Here is a 25,773-nt window from a genome sequence, read left to right as displayed (position 1 = left end):
GCCTTAGCCGATTCCGGGGATGAGGGAGATGAGCAGGTCGATGAGCTTGATGCCGATGAACGGGGCGACGAGGCCGCCGAGTCCGTAGATCCCGATGTTGCGGCGGAGCATCCTGTCGGCGCTGGTCGGCTTGTACTGCACGCCCTTGAGGGCGAGCGGGACGAGCGCGATGATGATCAGCGCGTTGAAGATGACCGCGGAGAGGATCGCCGACTCCGGCGAGGACAGGCCCATGATGTTGAGCTTGTCCAGGCCCGGGTGGACCACCGCGAACATGGCCGGGATGATCGCGAAGTACTTCGCGACGTCGTTGGCGATGGAGAAGGTGGTGAGCGCGCCCCGGGTGATGAGGAGCTGCTTGCCGATCTCGACGATCTCGATGAGCTTGGTGGGGTTGGAGTCCAGGTCGACCATGTTCCCGGCCTCCTTTGCGGCCGAGGTGCCCGTGTTCATCGCGACACCGACGTCGGCCTGCGCGAGGGCCGGGGCGTCGTTCGTACCGTCGCCGGTCATCGCGACGAGCTTGCCGCCCGCCTGCTCCCGCTTGATGAGAGCCATCTTGTCCTCGGGGGTGGCCTCGGCGAGGAAGTCGTCCACACCGGCTTCTTCCGCGATGGCCTTGGCGGTCAGCGGGTTGTCACCCGTGATCATGACGGTCTTGATGCCCATGCGGCGCAGCTCGTCGAACCGCTCCCGCATGCCCTCCTTGACGACGTCCTTGAGGTGGATGACGCCCAGGATCCGGGCGCCCTTCTCGTCCTCGACCGCGACGAGGAGCGGTGTGCCGCCGGCTTCCGAGATCTCGTTCGCGAGGAGGTCGGCGTCGTCGGAGACCTCGCCGCCCTGCTCCTTGACCCAGGCGATGACCGAGCCGACTGCGCCCTTGCGGGTCTGCCTGCCGTCCACGTCCACACCCGACATACGGGTCTGGGCGGTGAACGCGATCCACTCGGCGTGCGCGAGCTCGCCCTGGTGGCGTTCGCGCAGCCCGTACTTCTCCTTCGCCAGGACGACGATGGACCGGCCCTCGGGGGTCTCGTCCGCGAGGGAGGACAGCTGGGCGGCGTCCGCCAGCTCTGCCGCCGTAGTGCCCTTGACGGGGACGAACTCCGACGCCTGGCGGTTGCCGAGGGTGATGGTGCCGGTCTTGTCGAGCAGCAGCGTGGACACGTCGCCCGCGGCCTCGACGGCGCGGCCCGACATGGCCAGGACGTTGCGCTGGACGAGACGGTCCATACCGGCGATGCCGATCGCGGAGAGCAGCGCGCCGATCGTGGTGGGGATCAGGCAGACCAACAGGGCCGTGAGCACGATCATCGACTGCTCGGCTCCCGCGTAGATCGCGAACGGCTGCAGTGTGACGACCGCGAGCAGGAAGACGACCGTCAGCGAGGCGAGCAGGATGTTCAGCGCGATCTCGTTCGGCGTCTTCTGCCGGGCGGCGCCCTCGACCAGGGCGATCATGCGGTCGATGAAGGTCTCGCCCGGCTTCGTCGTGATCTTGATGACGATCCGGTCGGAGAGCACCTTCGTGCCGCCGGTCACGGCCGAGCGGTCACCGCCGGACTCACGGATCACCGGGGCGGACTCGCCGGTGATCGCCGACTCGTCGACGGAGGCGACGCCCTCGACGACGTCGCCGTCGCCGGGAATGGTGTCGCCCGCCTCGCAGACCACCAGGTCGCCGATCTTGAGGTCGGTGCCGGGGACCTGTTCCTCGCCCGTACCGTCCTTGGTCAGCCGCCGGGCGACGGAGTCGGTCTTGGCCTTGCGCAGGGTGTCGGCCTGGGCCTTGCCGCGGCCCTCGGCGACGGCCTCGGCGAGGTTGGCGAAGATCGTGGTCAGCCACAGCCAGGCGGTGATCGCCCAGCCGAACCAGTCCGTGGGGTCCTTGATCGCCAGGACGGTGGTGACCACCGAACCGATCAGGACGACGAACATGACCGGCGACTTGATCATGATCCGGGGGTCGAGCTTGCGCACCGCGTCCGGGAAGGACTTCAGCAGCTGCTTGGGGTCGAACAGGCCGCCGCCAACGCGGCCGGCCGGCGGCTTGTGGCCGGTGGGCAGGTCCTCGTGCGGAGCACGGGTCGGAGTGGCGGTGCTCATGAGGCGAGCCCTTCGGCGAGCGGTCCCAGCGCGAGGGCGGGGAAGTAGGTCAGTCCGGTGACGATGAGGATCGTGCCGACGAGCAGGCCCGTGTAGAGCGGCTTGTCGGTGCGCAGCGTGCCCGCGGTTTCGGGGACGGGCTTCTGCTCGGCCAGCGATCCGGCCAGCGCGAGGACGAACACCATGGGCAGGAAACGGCCGAGCAGCATGGCGATGCCGATGGTCGAGTTGAACCACTGGGTGTCGGCGTTCAGGCCTGCGAAGGCGGAGCCGTTGTTGTTGGCGCCCGAGGTGTAGGCGTACAGGACCTCCGAGAAGCCGTGCGCGCCCGAGTTCAGCATCGAGTGCGGAGGGGTCGGCATGGCCATCGCGGCGGCGGTGAAGCCCAGGACCAGGGCGGGCGTGATGAGGATGTAGCAGGCGGCGAACTTGATCTCGCGGGTGCCGATCTTCTTGCCCAGGTACTCGGGGGTGCGGCCGACCATCAGGCCGGCGATGAACACCGCGATGATCGCCATGATCAGCATGCCGTAGAGGCCGGAGCCGACACCGCCGGGCGCGATCTCGCCGAGCTGCATGCCCAGCAGCTGGATCCCGCCGCCGAGACCGGTGTAGGAGGAGTGGAAGGAGTTGACCGCACCGGTCGAGGTCAGCGTGGTGGCGACCGAGAAGATCGCGGAGGCGCCGACGCCGAACCGGGTCTCCTTGCCCTCCATCGCGCCGCCGGCCACCTCGAAGACCGGGCCGTGGTGCGCGAACTCCGTCCACATCATCAGCGCGGTGAAACCGAGCCAGATCGTCGCCATCGCCGCGAGGATCGCGTAACCCTGGCGCAGGTTTCCGACCATGCGGCCGAAGGTGCGGGTCAGCGCGAACGGGATGACGAGGATCAGGAAGATCTCGAAGAGGTTGGAGAAGGGGGTGGGGTTCTCGAAGGGGTGGGCGGAGTTGGCGTTGAAGTAGCCGCCGCCGTTCGTACCCAGCTCCTTGATGACCTCCTGCGAGGCGACCGCGCCGCCGTTCCACTGCTGCGTGCCACCCATGAACTGACCGACCTCGTGGATCCCGGCGAAGTTCTGGATCGCGCCGCAGGCCACGAGGACGATCGCGCCGATCACGGAGAGCGGCAGCAGGACGCGGAAGACACCCCGCACCAGGTCGGCCCAGAAGTTGCCCAGCTCACCGGTGCGGGAGCGCGCGAAGCCCCGTACGAGGGCCACGGCGACGGCCATGCCGACGGCCGCGGAGACGAAGTTCTGCACGGCCAGGCCGCCGGTCTGTACGACGTGGCCCATGGCCTGCTCGCCGGAGTACGACTGCCAGTTGGTGTTGGCCACGAAGGACGCGGCCGTGTTGAAGGCCTGGTCCGGGTCGATGGCCTGGAAGCCGAGCGAGCCGGGCAGGACGCCCTGCAGGCGCTGCAACGCGTACAGGAACAGGACGCTCACCGCGGAGAAGGCGAGGACGCCGCGCAGGTAGGCGGGCCAGCGCATCTCGGCCGACGGGTTGGCGCCGATCGCCTTGTAGATCCACTTCTCCGGCTTGTAGTGCTTCTCGGAGGAGTAGACGCGGGCCATGTAGTCGCCCAGGGGGCGGTAGGCCAGCGCGAGGGCGGCGATCAGCGCGAGGAGCTGGAGCACACCAGCGAGAACGGGACTCATCGGTGGCTAGAACCTCTCCGGCTTGACGAGGGCGAGGACGAGGTAGCCCAGCAGGGCGACGGCCACGAGGAGGCCGACGATGTTCTCGGCGTTCACAGCTTGGTCACCCCCTTGGCGATGAGAGCCACCAGCGCGAACACCGCGACCGTGGTGACGACGAAGGCCAGATCGGCCATCGCGAGCTCCTGAGTGAAGTGGGAAGTAATGAATCGGCCAGATGGCCGATGACGAGATAACCGTGTCTTCAGCCCGGCGTTAAGACGCCTTGACGGGGTCCATACGGACGCGGGGGAACTCTTGACGCCCTGCTGACGTGTGCGGCCCTGAGGCCGTGCGCCGCCGGTCAGCCCTGGTGGGACAGGCCGGCCGTGTCCAGGGCGGCACCGGCCTGCGCAGCCAGGGGCCACCAAGCGGGCCTCTTCGGGGGGCAGCGGGCGGCTCGGGAGCGGATCGAGGAGGAAGCGGCCGCAGTAGTGGCCGCCGCCGACGACCCGCAGTTCGGTCTCCCCGTCCGGCCAGTCGGCGTACCCGGTGACGCGGCCGCCGCCGCCCCGCAGCCACAGTCCGCCGTCGTGCTCCAGGCGCGGCCGGTTTCCGAGGAGCCTGCCGTACTCGAAACGGCAGCCGCGCAGCCCCAGCAGGCCGACGAGCTCCCGGCGCACGTATTCGACCACCGCTTCCGGCGAGCTGCCGTCCTCGACCAGCCGAGCGGTTCCCTGGAGACTCGCCAGCTGCGCGGCGTCGGTGACCACGACCGTCTGGAGCCGGCGCGCACGTACGGCCAACTGCGAGACGTACTCCCTTGATTCCGTCGACGTGTGTCGCGCACATCCAGCGTGCCCCCGGTCGAGTCAGGAGCCATGCACCCTGGCGAGGTCTTGACGCACCTCATACGACTCCGCGGCCCCGGCGTCAGGAGCGCGTGAAGAGTGGGGCGGCGGCCGTATGGATTCCGCCAAGAGCACGGGCCATGCGGGCATGCCGTCCCGACGCTGTCCTCACCTTGTCCAATCGGAGGAACAGCGAAGATGGCCATACACAGCGGAAAGACGGCTGCGGCAGGACAGGCGCCGGGCACGCAGGAGCCTCCTGATCCCGGCGCACGGACGCCTCCCGAGGCGCCGGACCCGCACCGGCTGACCGCCCTCCAAGGGCTGGCCGCGCTGTCGCTCGACGCGCTGGCCTCCGTCGCCTACGGGCCGGAGTCGATCGTGCTGGTCCTGGCGGCAGCCGGTGCCCACGGCCTTGGGTTCACCCTCCCCGTCACGCTCGCGATCGCCGCACTCCTCGCCGTGCTGGTGGCGTCGTACCGGCAGGTGATAGCGGCGTTCCCGGACGGCGGAGGTTCGTACGCCGTCGCCAGGAAACACCTCGGCCGACGCACCAGCCTGGTGGCCGCGGCCTCACTGATCCTCGACTACGTGCTGAACGTGGCCGTCTCGGTGACCGCCGGCGTGGCCGCTCTGACCTCGGCCTTCCCGGAGCTGTACGGGGAGCGGGTGTGGATCTGCCTCGGGGTCCTGGTGCTGGTCACGGCGGTGAACCTGCGTGGGGTCGTCGACTCCGCCAAGGCGTTCCTCGTACCGACCGCCGTGTTCGTGGGGTCGGTCCTGGCCATGGTCGTGGTCGGACTGTTCCGTGACGGGCCGGTGAGAACCGCCTCGGCCGTCGGGCACGCCCCCGCCCTGGGGGAAGGGGCCACCACGGTCGGCGCGCTGCTGCTGCTGAAGGCCTTCGCGGCCGGCTGCTCCGCCCTGACAGGCGTCGAAGCGGTCGCCAACGCCGTGCCGTCCTTCCGGGCCCCGGCCGCCCGCCGTGCCCAGCGCACCGAGGTGGCCCTCGGCGCCCTGCTCGGCGTGATGCTGATCGGCCTGTCGGTCCTGATCGGCCGCTTCCACCTCCAGCCCGTCGAGGGCGTCACCGTCCTCGCCCAGCTCGCGGACGCCTCCTTCGGCCACAACGCTGCCTTCTACGTCGCCCAGTTCGCCACGACGGTGCTGCTGGCCCTGGCCGCGAACACCTCCTTCGGCGGGCTGCCGGTGCTGATGGGCCTGCTGGCCCGGGACAACCACCTGCCGCACGTCTTCGCCCTCAAGGCGGACCGCCAGGTACACCGCCACGGCGTGGTGTGGCTGGCCCTCGTGTCCGCCGTCCTGCTGGTGTTCTCCGGAGGCGACACCAACACCCTCGTCCCGCTCTTCGCCATCGGCGTCTTCGTCGGCTTCACCATCTGCCAGGTCGGCATGGTCCGGCACTGGTACGGCGAACGGGCCCGGGGCCGGCAGGCCAAGGCCGCCCTCAACGGCTTCGGCGCACTGCTCACCGGAGTCTCGGCGATCGTCGTGACCGCCACCAGGTTCACCGAGGGAGCCTGGCTGATCGTGCTCGCCCTGCCGCTGATCGTCCTCGCCTTCGAGAAGATCCACCGCGCCTACGCGCAGATCGGCGAACGCCTGGAACTCGGCCGCATCCCGCAGCCGCCCCGGCGCTCCCGCTCGCTGGTCGTCGTGCCCGTCTCAGGGCTGTCCCGACTGACCTGCCAGGCCCTCACCGCCGCCCGCTCGCTCGGCGGCGAGGTCCTCGCCCTGACCGTCACGCACCCCGGTCCGGAGGAACGGCAGGCGGCCGAAGCCCTGCGCCGGGACTGGGAGCTGTGGGAGCCCGGCGTGGAGCTGATCGAAGTCTCCTCGGACACGCGTTCGCTCGGCCGCCCGGTGTCGGCGTACGTGCGCGAGCTGACGCGGGCACACCCTGACGCCCAGGTCACCGTCCTCATTCCGGAGACCGAACCCGCCCACCTGTGGCAGCGGATGCTGCAGAACCAGCGTGGCTCCGTCGTCGCCCACGCGGTACGCCGCGACACCGACGCCGTCATCTGCCGACTGCGCTTCCGCATCACCTCCGACGCACATTGACGTGCCCTTGGCGGCGCCTTGACGCGTCCTGTCCGCCGCCGTCAAAAAGGTGCCAATTCCCCCGTCCACATGCGGAATTTCTCCGGAACGGGCAGTAGTTTCCTGCCTGTTGCGCCGCCGGGGATCTCGACTGCTCACACGACGGCCGAGGGGGTCCGTGCGAGACGGTCCCCGGCGGCGACACCCCTCACCCGCACCCAGTCCTCGCCCGACCTCGCCGGCAGGGGGGGTGCCCAGCCGAACTCACCAGAAGGTCGCTTCATGCTCCCGCCGCCGCGCAGCACGTTCCACCGGATCTCGGCACCCCTCCGCGGACCCCGGTCAACAGGCCGTCCCGGAAACGCTCCGGCCAGGTGAACGTACTGGAGCCCGAGCTCCTCGCCACCTCGGCCCGGGAGGCCGTCGCCAAGCTCCACCCGCGCGAACTGGTCAGGAAGCCGGTGCTGTTCGTCGTCGCGGTCGGATCCGCCGTGACCACCCTCTCCGCACTCATCCACCCGTCGGTCTTCACCTGGGTGATCAGCGTCTGGCTGTGGCTGACGGTCCTGTTCGCCAACCTCGCCGAAGCCGTCGCCGAAGGCCGTGGCCGCGCCCAGGCCGAGTCGCTGCGCAAGGCCCGCACGGACACGGTCGCGCTGCGGCTGAAGCACTGGACGTACGGGACGAACCTGCGCAGCGCCGAGACCGAGGTGGTGACCCCGGCCGAACTCCAGCCCTTCGACTTCGTGCTCGTCGAGGCGGGGGAGCTGATTCCGGCCGACGGCGACGTGGTCGACGGTGCGGCGATGGTGGACGAGTCGGCCGTCACCGGTGAATCGGCCCCCGTGCTCCGGGAGTCGGGCGGCGACCGGTCCGGTGTCACCGGGGGCACGACCGTGCTGTCGGATTCGATCGTCGTGCGGGTCACCTCGCGCTCCGGGAACAGCTTCATCGACCGGATGATCGCGCTGGTCGAGGGCGCGTCCCGGCAGAAGACCCCGAACGAGGTCGCGCTGAACATCCTGCTGGCCGCCCTGACCGTCATCTTCGTCCTGATCGTGGTCAGCATCCAGCCGATGGCCGCGTACGCAGGCGCTGTCCAGTCGACGACCGTGCTGGTCGCGCTCCTCGTCACCCTCATCCCCACCACGATCGGCGCCCTGCTCTCCGCGATCGGCATCGCGGGCATGGACCGCCTCGTCCAGCGCAACGTCATCGCGATGAGCGGCCGCGCCGTCGAGGCCGCCGGCGATGTCAACACCCTGCTCCTCGACAAGACCGGCACCATCACCCACGGCAACCGCGAGGCCGCCGCCTTCATCCCGCTCCCCGGCATGGACCACATCAAGCTCGCGGACGCCGCCCAGCTGTCGTCGCTCGCCGACGAGACCCCGGAAGGCCGGTCCGTCGTGGCCCTGGCCCAGCAGTACGGGCTCCAGCCGGCCGCCGCCGAGGACCTCAGCAACCCCCGCTTCACCGAGTTCAGCGCCCGCACCCGGATGAGCGGGATCAACCTGAGCTGGGACAACGGCGCGGGATGCGCCATCCGCAAGGGCGCGGTGGGGGAGGTCATGGACTGGGTGGCGATGCGCGGCGGGACCGTGCAGGCAGAGGCCGCCACCTGGTCCGCCCAGGTCTCACAATCCGGTGGGACCCCTCTGCTGGTGGCGGTCCACGACTGGGACGGGCCGCGGGTCCTCGGCATCATCCACCTCAAGGACGTCGTCAAGGACGGCATCCGGGAGCGGTTCGCGGAGTTGCGCGCCATGGGGATCCGTACGGTCATGGTGACCGGCGACAACGAGCTGACGGCCCGCGCCATCGCCGCAGAGGCGGGCGTCGACGAATACCTCGCCGAGGCCACCCCCGAGGACAAGCTCGAACTGATCAAGCGGGAGCAGGCGGGCGGCAGGCTGGTCGCGATGACGGGTGACGGCACCAACGACGCGCCCGCCCTCGCGCAGGCCGACGTCGGCGTGGCGATGAACACGGGCACCTCGGCCGCCAAGGAGGCCGGGAACATGGTGGACCTGGACTCCAACCCCACCAAGCTCATCGAGATCGTCGAGATCGGCAAGCAGCTCCTCATCACCCGTGGAGCCCTGACCACCTTCTCCATCACCAACGACGTCGCCAAGTACTTCGCGATCATCCCGGCCATGTTCGCCTCGGCCTACCCGGGCCTCGAAGCGCTCAACATCATGGGCCTGAGCAGCCCCACCTCCGCCATCACCTCGGCGATCATCTTCAACGCGCTGATCATCGTCGCCCTCATCCCGCTCGCCCTGCGCGGCGTCCGCTACAGGCCGGCCTCCGCACACGACCTGCTGCGCCGCAACCTCGGCGTCTACGGCCTCGGCGGCCTGATCCTGCCCTTCGTCGGCATCAAGCTCATCGACCTGCTGGTGTCCACCGTCCCCGGACTCGGCTGACGTTCGGCAACGGCTCATCAGAGGAACGCCAGGGCGCCTGAGCCCCCAGGCCGCCCCCGCTCCTCGTTCGTGACCATCGACTGGCCTCGACCGAGGCATCCGCCGGGCGATTCTCGCCCTCGGGGCGGCCGGCCTGACCGTCATCGACGCCGGCGCTGGAACAGTCGGCAATCGGTCCAGCACGAGTCCTGCCGGACGTGAGGAGAGCTGACCGGACATGCGAACCGTTGTAGGCTCCGGGCATCGCCCTTGACCTGCGAGAAGTGGGCAGGGAGCAGACCTTTCGGGAGTATCGCCATGTTTCGGACCATGTTCAAGTCCAAGATCCACCGGGCCACCGTCACGCAGGCCGACCTGCACTACGTCGGTTCCGTGACCGTCGATGCCGATCTGCTCGACGCGGCCGACCTGCTGCCCGGTGAGCTCGTGCACATCGTGGACATCACCAACGGCGCGCGGCTGGAGACCTACGTCATCGAGGGTGAGCGCGGGTCCGGGGTCATCGGGATCAACGGGGCCGCCGCGCACCTCGTGCACCCCGGGGACCTGGTCATCCTCATCAGCTACGCGCAGGTCGAGGACGCCGAGGCGCGGGCGCTCAAGCCCCGTGTCGTGCACGTCGACGCGGACAACCGGATCATCGAGCTGGGTGCGGATCCCTCCGCCCCGGTGCCGGGCACGGACCAGGAGCGCAGCCCCCACGCCGTGGCCGTCTGACGGGAGCGGGGGGTCGTGGCGATCGAGCCGCACGCGCTCGTGGCGGTGCACACCATCGTCGAGCCGGACCACGAGGGCCGGGGCATCGCCGGGGGGCCGGTGAAGAGCTTCTACGGAATCGCAGCCGCCGAAGGGGTGCCCGTGGTGCCGCTCTGCCCGTACGCGGCCCGCTGGGCCGCCGAACACCCCGACCGGACGCCCCAGGCGCCGGCCGGAGTCGTGGCGGCGGCGAGGGCGCGGCCGGCCGCGGACTCGGAGCTGCGGTGACCGCCGCGACGGCCCCCGGGCTGCTCCTGCTGCACACCTCGGCCGCACACGTCCCCGTCTTCGACGCGCTGCGCGACCGCCACCACCCGGGGGCCGTCCTGCGCCACCTGGTGGTTCCGGAGCTGCTGGAGCGCGCCCGAGCCGAGGGGCCCGGCGCCGTGGCCACGGCCGTGCTGGACGTACTCGCCGGAGCCGGAGCCGGAGCCGTAGCCGGACCCGCGCCCGTGCTCGTCACCTGCTCCACGATCGGGGCGACCGCGGAATCCCTCGCTCCGGTGCTCCGCGCGCCGGTGCTGCGGGTGGACCGGCCCATGGCGGCCGCGGCGGTGCGCGCGGGTGCGCGGATCGCCGTACTTGCCACCGTCGAGTCGACCCTCGCCCCGACGGCGGAGCTGCTGGCGGAGGAGGCGGGCGTACGGACCGTGACGATCCGTACGCACGTGGTCGACGGGGCCTGGGAGCGCTTCGCGGCCGGCGACGTGGCCGGCTCCCTCGCACGGGTGGCGGCGGCCGCCGACGCCGTCACCGGTGCCGACGTCATCGTGCTGGCCCAGGTTTCCATGGCCGGGGCCGCGGACCTCGTCGCCACGCGGATCCCCGTCCTGTCCAGCCCGGCCGCCGGTCTGGCCGAAGGGCTGCGCCAGGTGGCGGCGCCCTAGGGGCATTCCTCGCGGCTTCGCGGGAAGGTGGTCCGTATGGTGCGAATGCTACGAAAGCCTGAAGCGACGCAGCCGCCGGTCCCGGAGCCCGAGCCGGCGCCCGACCCCAATCCCTTCCCGGACCCCGGGCCGATCCCGCGCCCGGTGCCCCCCGTGCCCGGACCCGTCCCGGAGCCGGATCCGGTGCCCCCGCCGCCGGGGCCCGCGCCGGTACCGCAGCCCGGGCCCTGGAGCTGAGGGCTCAGTCGGTCCGGACCTCGGAGCGGTCGCCGCTCCAGAGCGTGTGGAACGAGCCCGCGCGGTCGGTGCGCCGGTACGTGTGCGCCCCGAAGAAGTCGCGCTGCCCCTGGGTGAGCGCGGCCGGGAGCCGCTCCGCCCGCAGCGCGTCGTAGTACGCCAGGGAGGCGGAGAACGCGGGCACCGGGATGCCGTGCCGCACGGCCGCCACCAGAACGGCCCGCCAGTCCTGCTGCGCCGCGCCGATCTCGCCCGCGAATTCCGCGTCCGCCAGCAGGCTCGGCAGGTCGGGCCGGGCGTCGTACGCCGCCCGGATCCGGTCCAGGAACGCGGCCCGGATGATGCAGCCGCCGCGCCACAGCGAGGCCACCGCGCCGAGGTCCACGTCCCAGCCGTACTCGTCGCTGCCGGCCCGGATCTGGTGGAAGCCCTGCGTGTACGAGACGATCTTCGACGCGTACAGGGCCTGTTCCACCTGGGCCGCGAAGGCGTCCGCCTCCTCGGGTGACAGCGGGGCGGCGGCCGGCCCCGGCAGCCCGCGGGAGGCCGCGCGCAGGTCCGCGTGGCCCGAGACGGAGCGGGCGAAGACCGCCTCGGCGATGCCCGACACCGGAACGCCCAGGTCCAAGGCGATCTGCACGGTCCAGCGACCGGTGCCCTTCTGCTCGGCGGCGTCGGCCACGACGTCCACGTACGGACGGCCGGTCGCGGCGTCCGTGTGTGCGAGGACCTCCGCGGTGATCTCGATCAGGTACGAGTCCAGGCGCCCCCGGTTCCAGGTGCGGAAGGTCTCCGCGATCTCGGAGGGGGAGTAGCCGGCCACCTCGCGCAGCAGGTGGTAGGCCTCGGCGATCAGCTGCATGTCGGCGTACTCGATGCCGTTGTGCACCATCTTGACGAAGTGTCCGGCGCCGTCGGGCCCCACGTGGGAGGTGCAGGGCGTGCCGTCGGCGGCCTTCGCGGAGATCTTCTCCAGGAGCGGGCCCAGGGAGGCGTACGACTCCTTCGAGCCGCCGGGCATGATGCTCGGGCCGAGCAGCGCGCCCTCCTCGCCGCCCGAGATGCCCACGCCCACGAAGTGGATGCCCTGCTCGCGCAGCTCCTTCTCGCGGCGGCGGGTGTCCTCGAAGTGGGCGTTGCCGCCGTCGATGATGACGTCGCCCTCCTCCAGCAGCGGGGCGAACTCGCGGATCACGGCGTCCGTCGGGTCGCCGGCCTTCACCATGATGACGAGGCGGCGGGGGCGCTCCAGCGCGTCGACGAACTCCTTGGCCGACTCGGCCGCCACGAAGGTGCCCTCGTGCCCGAACTCCTCGACCAGGGCCCGGGTCTTCGAGGCGGTGCGGTTGTGGACGGCCACGGTGAAGCCGTTGCGGGCGAAGTTGCGGGCGAGGTTGCTGCCCATGACCGCGAGCCCGGTGACGCCGATCTGGGCTGTGCTCGTGCTCATCGTTGCGCTCCTGCGTGCGTCGGTGTGCGGGGAACACCGACGCTACCCCGGTGCCGGGCCGGATGGATCTCCAACTCGTCGTGGAGGGGTCAAATCCCGCTGGAGTGCGCCCTGTTGCGCCCCTTGTCATGCCCTGGTCGGATGGTTAGGTTGTGGGGTTCCTGATGTCTTCGATGGGGGCTCCCATGGGTGTACGGGGCCGGCACCGCCGGTATCAGCCGAGCAGCATCAACCGCGCTTCGCTCGTCGTCACCGCAGGCGGAGCCGGCATCGCGCTCCCCTTCATCGGCGCCGGATCCGCGCACGCCGCCTCGGTGGACACCTGGAACAAGGTCGCCGCCTGCGAGTCGACGAACAACTGGCACATCAACACCGGCAACGGTTACTACGGCGGCCTCCAGTTCAGCCAGAGCACCTGGCGGGCCTTCGGCGGCACCGCCTACGCGCCCCGCGCGGACCTGGCCACCAAGGACCAGCAGATCGCGGTGGCCGAGAAGGTGCTGAAGGGTCAGGGGCCGGGCGCCTGGCCGAACTGCGGGAAGGCCGCCGGGCTGTCCCGAGGCGGGCAGGCACCCGCGGTGACCCCTCAGGGAAGGCCGCAGCAGTCCCCGCCGCCGCAGAAGCAGACGCAGAACCAGACCCAGAACCAGACCCAGACCCGGCAGACCACGTCGGTCCCGGCGCAGGGCACGGCTCCGCGCCCCACCGGGACCTCCGTCCTGCCGAACCCGTACGTCGTCGCGCCCGGCGACTCGCTCTCCGCGATCGCCACCGAACAGCACGTCGAGGGCGGCTGGCAGGCGCTGTACGAGACCAACCGGGCCACCGTGGGCGGCAACCCGGACCTGATCTTCCCGGGGCAGCGCCTCACCCTCCGCGTGACCGCCGCCCCGGCGCCGGCCGCGCCACCGCCGCAGAACCCCGAGAAGCCGCCGCGCACCGCGGAACCCGTGAAACCGGTTGAGCCGGCGGCCGCGAAGCCCACCGAGAAGCCGGTCGAGAAGCCCGCCGCGAAGCCGGAGTCAGCGCAGCAGCAGCCCGCCGCCGGCGGGTTCACCGCCCCCGTCGACGCCGCCATCGGCACGCGCTACCACGTGGCGGGATCCTCGTGGTCCAGCGGCTACCACACGGGCGTCGACTTCCCGGTGGCGACCGGTACGTCCGTCAAGTCCGTCGGGCCCGGCCAGGTCGTCTCCGCCGGCTGGGCCGGGGCGTACGGCTACCAGGTCGTCATCCGGCACACCGACGGCAGGTACTCGCAGTACGCCCACCTCTCCGCGCTCGGCGTCAAGGCCGGCCAGCAGGTCTCCGGCGGCCAGCGCATCGGCCGCTCCGGCTCGACGGGCAACACCACCGGCCCCCACCTCCACTTCGAGATGCGCACGGGAGCCGGCTACGGCTCCGACATCGACCCCCTCAAGTACCTCCGCTCGCACGGGGTCGACATCTGACCCGCGCGCGTGCGGGGGCACGGTGGTCAGCAGGATCAGGCCCGCGGCCGCCGTCACCGCGCTGACCAGCGCCGCCGTCGTACCCAGGGCCCCGAAGCGGAAGCCCTCGCCGAACAGCGTGATGCCGACCGTCGCCGCGACCACCGGATTGACCACGGTCACCGTGGCCAGCGGCGCGGTCAGGCCGGCGCCCCGGTAGGCGGCCTGCGAGAGCAGCAGGCCGCCCGCCGCCAGCACCGCGATCGCGGCGAGCTCCGGCCACAGCCCGCCCGGCGCACCCAGCGCCCCCAGGCGGGCGGAGTCGGCCACGGACTTGGTGAACACCGAGGCCATGCCGAAGGCGGTTCCCGCGGCGGTGGCCAGCAGCACGGCGCGCAGCACCGTCCGGTGCATCCGGTGCGCCGCCAGGAACAGCACGGCCACCGCCGACGCGGTCACGATGAGCAGCAGACCCGACTCGGAGTCCGTCGGCGCCCCCTCGGCGCGCCCGTTCCCGCCCGTCAGGGCCAGCAGCCCGGCCAGGCCCACCGTGGCCAGCACCGCCCCGCGCCAGGCCGCCGCACCCGCGCGGCGCCCCACGAGGACGGCCGCCATCGGCAGGGCGAAGACGATGGTGAGGGCACCGAGCGGCTGGACGAGGCTGAGCGGACCGTAGGCGAGGGCCGCCACGTGCAGCAGGGCGCCGAGGCCGTTGAGCCCCACCGCCGCCCACCACGCGGCACGGCGCAGTGGTGCGTAGGGGCGGTCCGGCGTGCTCACCGCGACCCGTTCCTGGACGATCGCGCCACCCGCGTACGCGACGGCGGACACGAGGCAGAGCAGGACCGACAGCGCCAGTGCACTCATGAAGTCCACAATGCCCGACGTCACGAGTCGTACTCCGGACGTAGTACAGGAGTACTCGATCAGACCCGGCCGGCAGGCGCGCGGAGCACCGCGCGCGATGCGCTCGGCGACGGTCCGGTCGCGGTACGTGAGGTGCGGGAGACGGGTTTGGTTCCGGCCGCATCGGATCCGTACAGTTTCCCTTTTGGGACTTCCGCAGCAGGCGGATGCGGACGAGTGATCAAGGAACGGGCAGCGGCCATGACGGTGACCGACGAAACCAACGAGCACGCGCAGGCGTACGGGCCCGGCATCGACCCCGAGCGCCTCGCCGTCTGCCTCAGCGTGCTCGACGAGCTCGACAAGATCGACGTCGACCACCCGGACGCCATCACCGTACGCCGCGCCACCGCCGGTATCTACCGGACGGTCAAGCAGCGCCGCCGCCAGGAGCGCCGCGCCGCCAAGACCGCCAACGACAAGGCCGTCACCGAGGCGACCGCGACCGGCTCCGCCGAGCGCATCGACGACGAGACCGAGGGCATCCTGCCCTCCTCGGTCACCGAGGCCGGCCGGATCGCCGGGATACTCCAGCGCCCGCGCTCCTGTTACATCTGCAAGACGCGGTACGTCGAGGTCGACTACTTCTACCACCAGCTCTGCCCGGACTGCGCCCTCGAGAACCGCGCCAAGCGGGAGGCCCGCGCCGACCTCTCCGGCAAGCGCGCGCTGCTCACCGGCGGCCGCGCCAAGATCGGCATGTACATCGCGCTGCGGCTGCTGCGCGACGGCGCCCACACCACGATCACCACCCGCTTCCCCAAGGACGCCATCCGCCGCTTCAAGGCGATGGAGGACTCCGCGGACTGGCTGCACCGCCTGGAGGTCGTCGGCATCGACCTGCGCGACCCGGCCCAGGCCGTGGCGCTCGCCGACCAGGTGGCCGCGGCCGGCCCGCTGGACATCCTGATCAACAACGCGACGCAGACGGTGCGCCGCCTGCCCACCGCGTACGCGGCACTGGTCGAAGGGGAGACCGCCCCGCTGCCGGCCGGCGAGCTCCCCGCCCACCACGTCATCGGCGCCTTCAACTCGGGCGCGGTCGACGGTCTGGCGGCGCTCCCCGTCGGCGTGAGCGGGCTCGAGGCGCAGAAGGTCGCCGACCTCGCCCTGGTCGCCGGCAACGCCAGCCTGGAGCGGCACATCGCCGGCACCGCCATCGACGCGGGCGGCCTGCTGCCGGACGTGGTCGAGACGAACACCTGGGTGCAGACCATCGACCAGATCTCCCCGGTCGAGCTGCTCGAGACCCAGCTGTGCAACTACACGTCGCCGTTCATCCTGATCAGCGCGTTGCGTCCGTCGATGGCCGAGGCGGCCCGCAAGGCGGCCAGCGGGCGTGCGTACGTGGTCAACGTCTCGGCGATGGAGGGCGTCTTCAGCCGCGGCTACAAGGGCGCGGGCCACCCGAACACCAACGCCGCCAAGGCCGCCATGAACATGGTGACGCGGACCAGCGGCCAGGAGATGTTCCAGACCGACCGCATCCTCATGACCTCGGTCGACACCGGCTGGATCACCGACGAGCGCCCGCACTTCGACAAGCTGCGCCTCGCCGAGGAGGGCTTCCACGCTCCCCTCGACCTGGTGGACGGCGCCGCCCGCGTCTACGACCCGGTCGTGCGCGGCGAGGCGGGCGAGGACCTGTTCGGCGTCTTCCTGAAGGACTACGCCCCCGCGAACTGGTAGTCCGCCCCGGCCTTCCGGGAGGACCGGCTCACCGGATCCCCGCGATCGACCCCCTCGGCGAGCCGAGGGGGTCGTCGACGTTCAGGGGCCGCGCCGGGCGGGCGGGCCGTACGGGCCGGTAGGCCCCGGCCGCGACCAGCTCCAGCACGGGCTGCCAGTCCTCCAGCACCCCCGCGTCGAGGCCGGCCGCCGTCGCGGCGTCCCGGGCCTGGCGCAGGGTCGCGACCGCCTCCCGGGTCTCCTCCGTCACTCCCGTCCGGCGGCTCCCCTCCGCCGGATCGCTCCCGGGATCGCCTGCGAGAGCGACGAGCAGGGCCACCCGTTCGCCCAGGAGGGGCCGGACCGCCGCTGCGGCGAGGTCGGCGCGAAACGCCCGGTCACCCGGACAGAGCAGCGTTCCGATCTCCTGTACCAAGCCCGCGACCTGGAGTTCCTTGTCGGAGGGATGGGAGCGGCGGAGCAGGGCGGCGGTGCCGAGCCCCCGGCCGCCGCGGCATGCGTGCAGAAGGTCCATGAGCTCCACCACGCTTGTGACACAAGGGACTTCGGACTCCGACACCCCGGACCTGGCCACTGCCGCTCCTCTCCGTAGTACCGCGTACACCCGGCATCGAGCAGAGCACCCGCCCGGGACCCGCCGTCCTACGACTTGCTGAACTCGCGGCGAAACTGGGTGGACGGAGCGGATTTTGCCTTTCCATCGAGCGGGGGTCCGCTCATATGTGTACTCTGGGGCATCAAGACGGCCCCTATCCGGGCCGCGCTCCATAAAGGCGCCACCGCGTCCGGAACCCATTCCCTCCCTGCCCGGCGCGGTTCAGCCCGCCGGGTTACGCGACACGAAGGAGTGCGCGGTGACTGAAAAGACGAAGCCCGAACCGGAGTTGCTGGAGCGGCCGGCCTCGCGCCGCAAGACCCGGTCCGACGAGCTCGGAAGCCTCGAAGTGTGGGCGCGATCCGCCCCGATCCGACTGGCGGGGTACGAGGACGATCTGGCGGAATCGCACATTCTGCCCGGCATCGACTGACACGAAGCAGCACCAAGCGCCCCCGTGCCCTGTGGCGCCGGGGGCGCTGCCCTTGCCGGCGCCGGACCGGACCGCACGCGAGCGGACCGCACCGCACCGCATGGCACCGGCTCGGACCGCACCGGCCCGGACCGGCGTGCGGCGCGACCGTCCGAGCGTGCCGTGGAGTTCCGCGAATCCGTACGCCGTGAGCGTCATCGCTGAGGGCGATCAAGGGTTCCGCCACCGCCGCCGCCCGGGCAGGCTGCCAACATGAAACTCCTGATGCTGGGTGGTACCGAATTCGTCGGACGCGCGATCACCGAGGACGCCCTCGCCCGGGGCTGGGAGGTGACCGTCTTCCACCGGGGACACCATGCGCCCCCGCCGGGCACCATCGCCGTGCGCGGGGACCGCACCGCCCCCGGCGGTCTGGAAGCCCTCGCCGAGGGGGAGTGGGACCTCGTCGTCGACACCTGGAGCGGCGCCCCCACCGCCGTGCGGGACAGTGCCCGCCTGTTGCGCGGCCGGGCCGGGGGGTACGTCTACATATCCAGCCGTTCCGTGTACGCCTACCCCGCGCCGGCCGGTCTCGCCGAGGACGGGCCGGTGGTCGAGGGCTCGCCCGACGCGGAGGAGACCGCCTACGCCGAGGACAAGCGGGGCGGTGAGCTCGCCGCCCTGGACGCCTTCGGCGACCGTGCGCTGCTGGTGCGCGCCGGGCTGATCCTCGGCCCCTACGAGAACGTCGGCCGGCTGCCCTGGTGGCTGAACCGGATCGCCCGCGGCGGCCCCTTCCTGGCGCCCGGACACCCCGGACAGCCGCTCCAGTACATCGACGTCCGCGACCTCGCGCGCTGGTCCCTCGACGCGGGGGCGGCCGGGCTGGGCGGCGCCTTCAACGTGGTCTCCCCGGCCGACCACACCACCATGGGCGGATTCCTCGACGCCTGCGTGGCCGCCACCGGCGCGGAGGCCGAACCGCGCTGGACCGACGCCGCCGTCATCGAGAAGGCGGGCATCGAGCCCTGGATCGAGCTGCCCGTCTGGCTTCCCGAGGGCGAGCTGCACGACTACATGTGCCGCGGCGACGTCACCAAGGCGCTGGAGGCGGGTCTCGTCTGCCGTCCCGTGGAGGAGACCGTGGCCGACACCTGGGCATGGCTCCAGTCGCTCGGCGGGGTCGCCCCGCACCGGCCGGACCGGCCCCAGAAGGGCATATCGGCGGAGCGGGAGGCGGCCGTGCTGGGCCTCTGAACCACCGCGGCTGTGGACCAGCGGGATCCGCGCCACCGGGCCCCGCACTACCGGGGCTCCGCCCGGGCGGCCTGTGCGAGGCGGGTCGGCGGCAGGTACTCGCGCACCAGCGTGCGGTGCCACCAGTCGCCCGTCTCGCGCAGCTCCCGCCAGGTCGTGTAGCGGTAGCGGTAGAGCCGCGCCCGGACGTACCGCGGCGGGGCGTCCGGGAACGGATTGTGGCGCAGCAGCCGCAGCGTGTCGCGGTCACCGGCCAGCAGCCGCTCCACGAACCCCCCGAACCAGTCCTCCGCGTAGCCGGGGGAGATCGCCGCGAACCACATCAGCCAGTCCAGGCGCAGGTGGTAGGGGGCGAACTGGCGCGGCAGCCTGTGCGGTTCCCCCGGCTTGCCCTTGAAGCCGTACTCCCGCCACGCGCCGTCCTCCAGCGGTGCCCGGTGGGCGCCGCCCTCGGCCGTGCCCTCGACCGCCACCTCCATCCGGACCCGGCCGACCGAGCCGAAGGCCCCGTAGGTGTTGACGAGATGCAGGGCGTCGAAGGAGCGGTTCATCACCTGCCGGCGCGAGATCATGTTGATCACGGGGTGACGGCTGAGGAACAGCACCAGGGCGGTGACGGCGCACACGGCCACCACGTACCAGAGCGGCGCCTCCCGCGAGGCGGCGGCCGGGGGAGCCCCCGCGATCCCGGTGAAGTCCACGGCGGCCAGCGCCACCGTGATCGTGATCCAGTTCAGCCAGGCGAAGTTCCCCGACAGGACCAGCCACAACTGCGTGGCGATGATGATCCCCGCCGCGTACGAGGCCACCGGCTGCGGGGTGAAGAGCAGGACCGGCACGACCAGTTGGGTCACGTGGTTGGCGGCGCACTCGACCCGGTGGAGTGGTTTGGGCAGATGGTGGAAGAACCAGCTGAGCGGCCCCGGCATCGGCTGGGTCTCGTGGTGGAAGTACAGGCAGGTGAGCTTGCGCCAGCAGGAGTCGCCGCGCATCTTGATCAGCCCGGCCCCGAACTCCACGCGGAAGAGCACCCACCGCAGCAGCCACAGCACCAGCACCGGGGGTCCGGCGCGCGCGTTGCCGAGGAAGACGGCGAGGAAGCCCACCTCCAGCAGCAGCGACTCCCAGCCGAAGGAGTACCAGGTCTGCCCCACGTTCACGATGGAGAGGTAGAGCAGCCACAGCACGGCCCACATCCCCATGGCCGCCGCCAGGGGCACCTCGTCCCCGGCCCCGGCGGCAAGGGCCCCGGCGAGTGCGGCACCGGTCCAGGCGCACCCGGCGAAGAGGCGGTCGGAGTACCGCAGTTGGAACAGGCTGGGGGCGCGCCGGAAGGGCACGTACCGCACGTAGCGCGGCACGGGCAGCATGCCGTGCGCCCCGATCAGGGCCCGGAACTGCAGGGCGGCCCCGACGAAGGCGAAGACGTAGACGCCGGCCAGGGCCCGCTGGAAGACCATCCGGGCCAGCCAGTAGCCGGGCGCCGTGAACCAGTCCATCGCCTCCAGTATCGGACGGGTCAGGCGTCCGCGGCCAGCCTGCGCACGTGCCGGCCCAGCCGGCGGGCGTAACGGAGCTGGAGGAAGGGGACCACCGGGCCCCCGAGCCGGGTGTACCAGCTGCTCGGGCGGCTGAAGGCGGTCACCGTGAACCACACCGTGCCGTCGGCGTCGATCTCCACGACGAAGGATTCCTCCCCGGACTCCGGATGCCCGGTGAGGGTTCCGTAGGCGAATCCCACGCGGGCCGGCTCGTAGGCCGTCCAGATCACCTCGCACGGGGCGTCGATCCGCAGCGGCCCGAGGCCTATCCCGACGACCACCCGGCTGCCGGGGCGCACGGCCCCGTGCTCGGCCCGGACCCGCATGCCCGAGGTGCGGTGGGCCCGGAAGGTGGTCACCGCGGTCCCGGCGGCCTCGAAGGCCGCCCTGCCGTGTCCGACCCGGGTGCGGTGGTGCAGGTGGTGATATCCGGCGGGCAGCGGCAGGCGGGCCGTCGCGCCCCGGTCGGGGTAGCTGACGGTCTCCCGGCCGTCGCTGATCAGGCGGGTCATGGCGCGGTCTCCTCCAGGTGTGCGGTCGGGCGGATGCCCGGAGCGGGTCGTGGGCCGGGGCCGGACCCGGGTCCGGGGTCGGGGTCGGGGTTGGTGTCCGAGCTCAGCCGGCGCCAGGCCAGCAGCGAGCACAGGGCGAAGCCGAGGGCGTTCCCCAGGCCGTGGGTGGCCGCCATCCAGGTCAGGGTGGGGTGCACGATGCCGGTGGCCTCGCCCGCCGCCCACCACAGGGCGAGCAGCATGGTCGCCGGAAGTACCGCCGCCGAGGTCGAGAGCAGCGCCCGGGTGGTCCGGTCGCCCACCCCGGGCCGGATCTCCCGCCAGGTCAGCAGGGCCACGGCCCACATGCCGGCGGTCAGGACCACGGCGCCGACCAGCTCGGCCCGGTCGTCGGCGAAGTAGCCGAGCAGCACCATCAGGGTGCCGGCGGGGACGCTGTACGCCGCCCCGCGCGACAGTCCGTCCGGGGGGCCGGTGCGCGCTGCTCGGCAGACGAGTCCGGCGACCAGGGCGGCCGTGAATCCGGCGAAGTGGAAGTGCGGAACGGTCAGGGCCAGGATGTCGAGGTCGAAGCCCAGGAGCCGGATCCCGGCGCGCTCGGCGACCAGCGCGGCCCCGGCGATCGAGGGCGAGACCAGGGCGGTGGCCACGGCGGCCTCGGACGGGCGGTGGAGGCGCCGGCTTCGCAGCAGCCGGGCCGGGGCACGCGCCGCGAGGGCGAGGCAGGCGGCGGCATAGAGTCCGGCCAGCGCCGTGGCGGCCGTCCCGCGCGGCAGCCAGAGGGACAGGGCCCCGGCGGCGGCCGGCAGGGGCCAGATCCGGGCGGCCCGGCGCAGTCCGGCCGGGTCGATCAGGCGGAGGCCGGCGGGCACCACGTAGAGCATGCCCAGGGTGACGATCATGTTCACCAGCACCGTCATCCTGGACTCCCCCCATGTGCGCGGCCGACGCATTGAACGCGTTCAACTCACGGTGACGACCTTACGAGGTTGCTTGAACATGTTCAAGCAGCGCTCCGGTTGCGACACTCCCGGGCATGCGTCACACAAGAGTCAGCAACCCGGGCGACAAGGGAGATCCACGTGCACGGACCGACACCTCCGACACCTCGTCAGGCGCCGCGTCGTCACGCACCGGCCGGCGCCGCCCTGTTCGCCGCTCTCGGCCTGCTCGCCGCAGGCTGTGGCGGACACGACAAGGCCACGGCGAACGCCGGACCCGAGAGCCAGGAGGTCTACCTCCAGCCCGTGGCGTCGGCCGGCCCCGACCCCTTCACCAGCTCCTCGGCCACCGCCGAGTCGGCCCCCGTCCAGCCCCCGCTGCCCAATCCGACGGGCCGCGGTATCCGCACCGTCAGCGCCGACACCCCCGGCCTGTACGGAGGGACCGAGCGGCTGGGCAGCTGCGACGTGGAACAGCAGGTCCGCCACCTCACGGAGGACGGCCCCAAGGCCCGCGCCTTCGCCGAGGCGGCCGGCGTCGAACAGGCGAAGCTCCCCGAGTTCCTGCGGGGCCTCACTCCCGTCGTCCTCCGCGCCGACACCCGGGTGACCAACCACGGGTTCCGCGACGGCCGCGCCGACGGCTACCAGTCCGTCCTCCAGGCCGGCACGGCCGTCCTCGTCGACGAGCACGGAATGCCCCGCGTCCGCTGCGGGTGCGGCAACCCGCTGGGTGCCCCGCGGGCCGCCAAGGGGGCCCCGGTGCACAAGGGTGACGCGTGGAACGGCTACCAGCCGAACCAGGTCGTCGTCATCGAGCCCACCGTCCATGTGATCAACAGCCTGGTGATCGTCAACATCGCGGACAACACCTGGCTCGAACGCAAGCACGGGGACGACGGAGCCCAGGACCGGACCCCGCCGGTGGTGCCCCAGTTCGACCCCGCCGACGGCATCCCGTCCGGTCCGTCGACCCGCCCCGGCGGCACGCCGCCGGGCACCGCCCCGGGCGACCCGTGCGCGGGCCCCGACGGCAACGGCGCGGCCAGGACCTCCCCGCCCGCCACCCCGGCGCCCCCGGCGGCTGACTGCCCGCCGAGCCCACCGCTCTCCCAGGACCCGGCCGCCCCGTCGAAACCGGTCCCCCCGCAGCAGCAGCCGCCTTCCGACGGCCCCCTGGACAGCCCGTCCGACCTGCCGCCGCAGTTCCCGACCGAGCCCGGCGTTCCCCTGGAGCCCGACGGTTCGGTGCCGCCGAACGGCCCGGACGACCCCCTCGCCCGTCCGCCCGCCGACCCGTACGCGGACCCCTACACGGACCCGTACTGGAACCCGAACGGCGACCCGAACGGCGACCCGAACGGGGACCCGAACGGGGACCCGAACGGGGACCCGAACCTCACGCCGCCGCCCTCGGACCCCGGCTACTCGCTGGAGAGCGCCTGACCGGCGGGTGTGTCATGGTGGATCGGTGCCGACCGCCGTATCGCTGCCGGACGACTGGCCCGCACACCCGGACCGGTCGCTCTCACTCAACCGCATGGGCAGTTTCGACTGGGACCTGATCACCGGTCTCATGCACATGGACGAAGCCGCCCTGGACGTCTTCGACACGACCCCGGACGAGTACGACGGCCGGCCCGAGTCCCTCTCCCCGCGCGTACCGCCCGACGAGGGGGCTCGGCTCGACGCCCTGGTCTCCTCCGCCCTCAAGAGCGGCGTGGACAGCTACGGCGCCTACTTCCGCATCCGCTGCCACGACGGACGGCTGCGCTGGACGCACACCCAGGGCCGCGTGATGCGCGGCCCGGACGGGCGCCCGTACCGGATCATCGGCATCGTGCGGGACGCCACCGAGGAGCTCAGCCACTCGGCGGAACGGCTCGGACTCGACGAGGAACGGCGCCGGCAGACCTCGGTGGTGGAGTCCACCACGGCCGCCCTCGCCCACGCCCGTACCGTCCAGGACGTCATCGACGCCCTCGGCGACGCCCATGGCCTGGAGCGCCTCGGCTCGATGGGCATGGTGATGGGCCTGGTCGAGGCCGGCCGGATCCACCTCGTCGCCGAAGGCCCCGACGGCAGCTTCGTCCCCGGCACCCGGTACACCCGCATCGACGAGCAGTACCCGATGAGCGAGGTCGTCCGCTCGCTCCAGCCGCGCTTCCTCGACTCGGCGCAGGAGTTCGCCGAGGACTACCCCGGGCTCTGGGCGAAGATCTCGTACATGGACATCTCGGCGGCCGCGTACCTGCCGCTGATCGCCCAGGCCAGGCCCATCGGCGCGATCGGCCTGCTCTACCAGGACAAGGACGGCTTCACCCAGGACGAGCGCAACCTGCTCGTGGCGCTGGGCAGCAGCATCGCGCAGAGCCTGCAGCGGGCCATGCTGCTGGAGCAGGAGCACGACCTGGCGGAGGGACTGCAGCAGGCGATGCTGCCGCGCCGGATCCCGTCCGTGCCGGGCGGAGAGATCGCGGTCCGCTACCGCTCCGCACGGATGGGCCAGGACATCGGCGGCGACTGGTACGACGTCATCCCGCTGCCGGGCGGCCGGGTCGGCGCGGTCATCGGCGACGTCCAGGGCCACGACACGCACGCTGCCGCCGTCATGGGCCAGCTCCGGATCGTGCTGCGCGCCTACGCGGCGGAGGGGCACTCGCCGGGGACGGTGATGGCGAGGGCCTCCGTCTTCCTGCACGAACTGGACACCGACCGCTTCGCGACCTGCACGTACGTGGAGGCCGACCTCTCGACGGGTGTGCTCCAGCTGGTACGGGCCGGCCACATCGACCCGCTGCTGCGCACCGCGGACGGGGACTGCCGGCGGCTCCCGGTGAGCGGTGGGATGCCGCTCGGGCTCTCGGTGGAGTTCGGCCGGCTCGAATACCCGGTGACCACGGTGGAGCTGGACCCGGGAGAAACGCTCCTGCTGTGCACGGACGGCCTCGTGGAACAGCCCGGCGCCGACCTCGACGACGGGATCCGGCTGCTGACCTCACTGGTCCGGCGCGGCCCCGGGGACCTGCAGCGGCTGGCGGACCTGCTGTGCGGGGCCATCGACGAGCGCGGCGGCGACGACGACATGGCGCTGCTCCTGCTGCGCCGTCACGCGCCGACTACCCCGGGTGGCGGGGGCCGCCTGCAGCAGCACGTCGCCCCGGGCGACCCCGAGGCGCTGGTCGCCGCGCGGCACATGACCGGCGCGGCGGTGCGCGCGTGGGGCGCGCGCGAACGGGCCGACGAGATCGAGCTCGTCGCGGACGAGCTCATCGTGAACGCCCTGATGCACACGGACGGCCCGGCGATCGTGACCCTCCGCGTCCTGGAGGGCCCGCAGCGCCGCCTCCGCGTGGAGGTGGAAGACCGCTCGAGCGCCCTGCCGAGGCGCCGGGAGGCGGGGGAGGCGGGGGTCTCGGGGCGGGGCCTGATGCTGGTGGACCGGCTGGCGGACGTGTGGGGGGTGGAGCCGAGGGGGAGCGGCAAGTGCGTGTGGTGCGAGTTCGTCATGGACTGACGGTTTTTCCCCCCCCCCCCCCCCGCGGGAGCGCGCGCAGGATCGTCTGCGGGCAGAGATTTCCAGCCTCGCCGGCGTTCGAGGCGCGCTCTGGGGCGGAGCCCCAGGCCTTCAAGCTGTGCCCGGCGGGGCCCTGCTCGGGGAAGGGCCGAGGTGAGCGGCGGCACCGAGCACCCGGCAGTGGCACCGGCCACCGGCCAGCACCCGGCCCCAGCACCGGCACGAGCACCCGGCCCCGGCACGGGCACCGGCCCCGGCACGGGCACCCGGCCCCGGTACGAGTACTCGGCGCCCAGTCACCGGCACCCCGTCACCGGCACCGGCACCCCGGGACCGGCACCGATACCAGCACCCAGCACCGGCACGAGCACTCGGCACTCGGCACCGGCACGAGCACTCGGCACCAGCACCGGCACGAGCCCGGCACCAGCACCAGCACCAGCACGACCCCTGCGCCGGCACCGGCATCGGCACCCCGGCACTGGCACCGGCACCGGCACGAGTACTCGGCACCCCGGCACCGGGACCGGCACCCCGGGACCGGGAC

General features: G+C 72.1%; 20 protein-coding genes and 1 pseudogene. 11 read left to right on the top strand and 10 right to left on the bottom strand.

Annotated elements, in window-relative coordinates:
* Window positions 1-3: 3 nt before the first annotated feature.
* Genes kdpB (ACZ6Y1_RS02330) through ACZ6Y1_RS02315 form a run of 4 tightly spaced genes read right to left on the bottom strand, consistent with a single transcriptional unit; the run spans window position 4 to window position 4,555 of the window.
* Window positions 4-2,109: a potassium-transporting ATPase subunit KdpB gene (gene kdpB, locus ACZ6Y1_RS02330; protein ID WP_469621251.1), complete on the bottom strand. Its 2,106-nt coding sequence runs from the start codon at window positions 2,107-2,109 to the stop codon at window positions 4-6.
* Window positions 2,106-3,770: a potassium-transporting ATPase subunit KdpA gene (gene kdpA, locus ACZ6Y1_RS02325; protein ID WP_469621249.1), complete on the bottom strand. Its 1,665-nt coding sequence runs from the start codon at window positions 3,768-3,770 to the stop codon at window positions 2,106-2,108. Before kdpA ends, kdpB (ACZ6Y1_RS02330) begins: the two co-directional genes overlap by 4 nt.
* Before the next feature lie 6 nt (window positions 3,771-3,776).
* The gene (gene kdpF, locus ACZ6Y1_RS02320) at window positions 3,777-3,866 is read right to left on the bottom strand and encodes a K(+)-transporting ATPase subunit F (protein ID WP_125594429.1); all 90 of its coding nucleotides are present in this window, start codon (window positions 3,864-3,866) and stop codon (window positions 3,777-3,779) included.
* Window positions 3,863-4,555: a hypothetical protein gene (locus ACZ6Y1_RS02315; RefSeq protein WP_469621247.1), complete on the bottom strand. Its 693-nt coding sequence runs from the start codon at window positions 4,553-4,555 to the stop codon at window positions 3,863-3,865. The genes kdpF and ACZ6Y1_RS02315 overlap by 4 nt, the downstream gene beginning before the upstream one ends.
* A 243-nt stretch (window positions 4,556-4,798) precedes the next feature.
* Between ACZ6Y1_RS02315 and ACZ6Y1_RS02310 the strand changes: the two genes are divergently transcribed.
* The 5 genes from ACZ6Y1_RS02310 (at window position 4,799) to ACZ6Y1_RS02290 (ending at window position 10,739) form a co-directional block, all read left to right on the top strand.
* Entirely contained in the window at window positions 4,799-6,685 is a 1,887-nt protein-coding gene (locus tag ACZ6Y1_RS02310; RefSeq protein ID WP_469621245.1) for an APC family permease, read from the top strand.
* A gap of 353 nt (window positions 6,686-7,038) precedes the next feature.
* Window positions 7,039-9,096 (top strand): potassium-transporting ATPase subunit KdpB, encoded by a 2,058-nt coding sequence (gene kdpB, locus ACZ6Y1_RS02305; protein ID WP_469621241.1) that lies wholly within the window; start codon window positions 7,039-7,041, stop codon window positions 9,094-9,096.
* Between the two features lie 297 nt (window positions 9,097-9,393).
* A complete protein-coding gene (gene panD, locus ACZ6Y1_RS02300; protein ID WP_112447214.1) occupies window positions 9,394-9,813 on the top strand; it encodes an aspartate 1-decarboxylase in 420 nt (139 codons plus the stop codon).
* A 15-nt stretch (window positions 9,814-9,828) separates the two neighbouring features.
* Window positions 9,829-10,080: a GNAT family N-acetyltransferase gene (locus ACZ6Y1_RS02295; RefSeq protein ID WP_469621238.1), complete on the top strand. Its 252-nt coding sequence runs from the start codon at window positions 9,829-9,831 to the stop codon at window positions 10,078-10,080.
* Window positions 10,077-10,739 (top strand): aspartate/glutamate racemase family protein, encoded by a 663-nt coding sequence (locus ACZ6Y1_RS02290; RefSeq protein WP_469621235.1) that lies wholly within the window; start codon window positions 10,077-10,079, stop codon window positions 10,737-10,739. Before ACZ6Y1_RS02295 ends, ACZ6Y1_RS02290 begins: the two co-directional genes overlap by 4 nt.
* 241 nt (window positions 10,740-10,980) lie before the next feature.
* On the opposite strand, the gene gndA is transcribed toward ACZ6Y1_RS02290, so the two are convergent.
* The gene (gene gndA, locus ACZ6Y1_RS02285; protein ID WP_469621232.1) at window positions 10,981-12,426 is read right to left on the bottom strand and encodes an NADP-dependent phosphogluconate dehydrogenase; all 1,446 of its coding nucleotides are present in this window, start codon (window positions 12,424-12,426) and stop codon (window positions 10,981-10,983) included.
* Window positions 12,427-12,611: 185 nt separating this feature from the next.
* On the opposite strand from gndA, the gene ACZ6Y1_RS02280 reads away from it, so the two are divergent.
* Window positions 12,612-13,877, top strand: a complete 1,266-nt coding sequence (locus ACZ6Y1_RS02280; RefSeq protein ID WP_469621229.1) for a transglycosylase family protein — start codon at window positions 12,612-12,614, stop codon at window positions 13,875-13,877.
* A 21-nt stretch (window positions 13,878-13,898) separates the two neighbouring features.
* On the opposite strand, the pseudogene ACZ6Y1_RS02275 reads toward ACZ6Y1_RS02280, so the two are convergent.
* Window positions 13,899-14,723 (bottom strand): annotated as a pseudogene (locus ACZ6Y1_RS02275) (DMT family transporter); the annotation flags it as partial.
* Between the two features lie 240 nt (window positions 14,724-14,963).
* Here ACZ6Y1_RS02275 and ACZ6Y1_RS02270 point away from each other — a divergent pair.
* Window positions 14,964-16,451, top strand: coding sequence for an SDR family NAD(P)-dependent oxidoreductase (locus ACZ6Y1_RS02270; protein WP_469621226.1), 1,488 nt, complete (start codon window positions 14,964-14,966; stop codon window positions 16,449-16,451).
* A gap of 28 nt (window positions 16,452-16,479) precedes the next feature.
* Here the strand turns inward: ACZ6Y1_RS02270 and ACZ6Y1_RS02265 are convergent, their stop codons facing one another.
* Window positions 16,480-16,965 carry a hypothetical protein gene (locus tag ACZ6Y1_RS02265; RefSeq protein ID WP_469621223.1) on the bottom strand — a complete coding sequence of 162 codons (486 nt, stop codon included), beginning with the start codon at window positions 16,963-16,965 and terminating at the stop codon, window positions 16,480-16,482.
* 340 nt (window positions 16,966-17,305) lie between these two features.
* On the opposite strand from ACZ6Y1_RS02265, the gene ACZ6Y1_RS02260 reads away from it, so the two are divergent.
* Both ACZ6Y1_RS02260 and ACZ6Y1_RS02255 read left to right on the top strand, forming a co-directional pair.
* Entirely contained in the window at window positions 17,306-17,479 is a 174-nt protein-coding gene (locus ACZ6Y1_RS02260) for a hypothetical protein (RefSeq protein ID WP_384589656.1), read from the top strand.
* 252 nt (window positions 17,480-17,731) lie between these two features.
* Window positions 17,732-18,715, top strand: a complete 984-nt coding sequence (locus tag ACZ6Y1_RS02255) for an NAD-dependent epimerase/dehydratase family protein (protein ID WP_469621219.1) — start codon at window positions 17,732-17,734, stop codon at window positions 18,713-18,715.
* A gap of 47 nt (window positions 18,716-18,762) precedes the next feature.
* Here the strand turns inward: ACZ6Y1_RS02255 and ACZ6Y1_RS02250 are convergent, their stop codons facing one another.
* Genes ACZ6Y1_RS02250 through ACZ6Y1_RS02240 form a run of 3 tightly spaced genes read right to left on the bottom strand, consistent with a single transcriptional unit; the run spans window position 18,763 to window position 21,688 of the window.
* Window positions 18,763-20,214 (bottom strand): lipase maturation factor family protein, encoded by a 1,452-nt coding sequence (locus ACZ6Y1_RS02250; protein WP_469621216.1) that lies wholly within the window; start codon window positions 20,212-20,214, stop codon window positions 18,763-18,765.
* Between the two features lie 20 nt (window positions 20,215-20,234).
* A complete protein-coding gene (locus tag ACZ6Y1_RS02245; RefSeq protein ID WP_469621213.1) occupies window positions 20,235-20,768 on the bottom strand; it encodes a DUF1990 family protein in 534 nt (177 codons plus the stop codon).
* Complete coding sequence (locus ACZ6Y1_RS02240; protein WP_469621211.1) at window positions 20,765-21,688, bottom strand: YndJ family protein; 924 nt, start codon at window positions 21,686-21,688, stop codon at window positions 20,765-20,767. Before ACZ6Y1_RS02240 ends, ACZ6Y1_RS02245 begins: the two co-directional genes overlap by 4 nt.
* 162 nt (window positions 21,689-21,850) lie before the next feature.
* On the opposite strand from ACZ6Y1_RS02240, the gene ACZ6Y1_RS02235 reads away from it, so the two are divergent.
* Both ACZ6Y1_RS02235 and ACZ6Y1_RS02230 read left to right on the top strand, forming a co-directional pair.
* Window positions 21,851-23,155 carry a DUF6777 domain-containing protein gene (locus ACZ6Y1_RS02235; RefSeq protein WP_469621209.1) on the top strand — a complete coding sequence of 435 codons (1,305 nt, stop codon included), beginning with the start codon at window positions 21,851-21,853 and terminating at the stop codon, window positions 23,153-23,155.
* 7 nt (window positions 23,156-23,162) lie between these two features.
* Window positions 23,163-25,226 (top strand): SpoIIE family protein phosphatase, encoded by a 2,064-nt coding sequence (locus tag ACZ6Y1_RS02230; protein WP_469621206.1) that lies wholly within the window; start codon window positions 23,163-23,165, stop codon window positions 25,224-25,226.
* Window positions 25,227-25,773 lie beyond the last annotated feature (547 nt).

It is taken from the genome of Streptomyces sp. NPDC053432, assembly GCF_055585365.1.
Note: the sequence above shows the minus strand (reverse complement) of the source record. Positions and strands in the feature narration are given on the sequence as shown.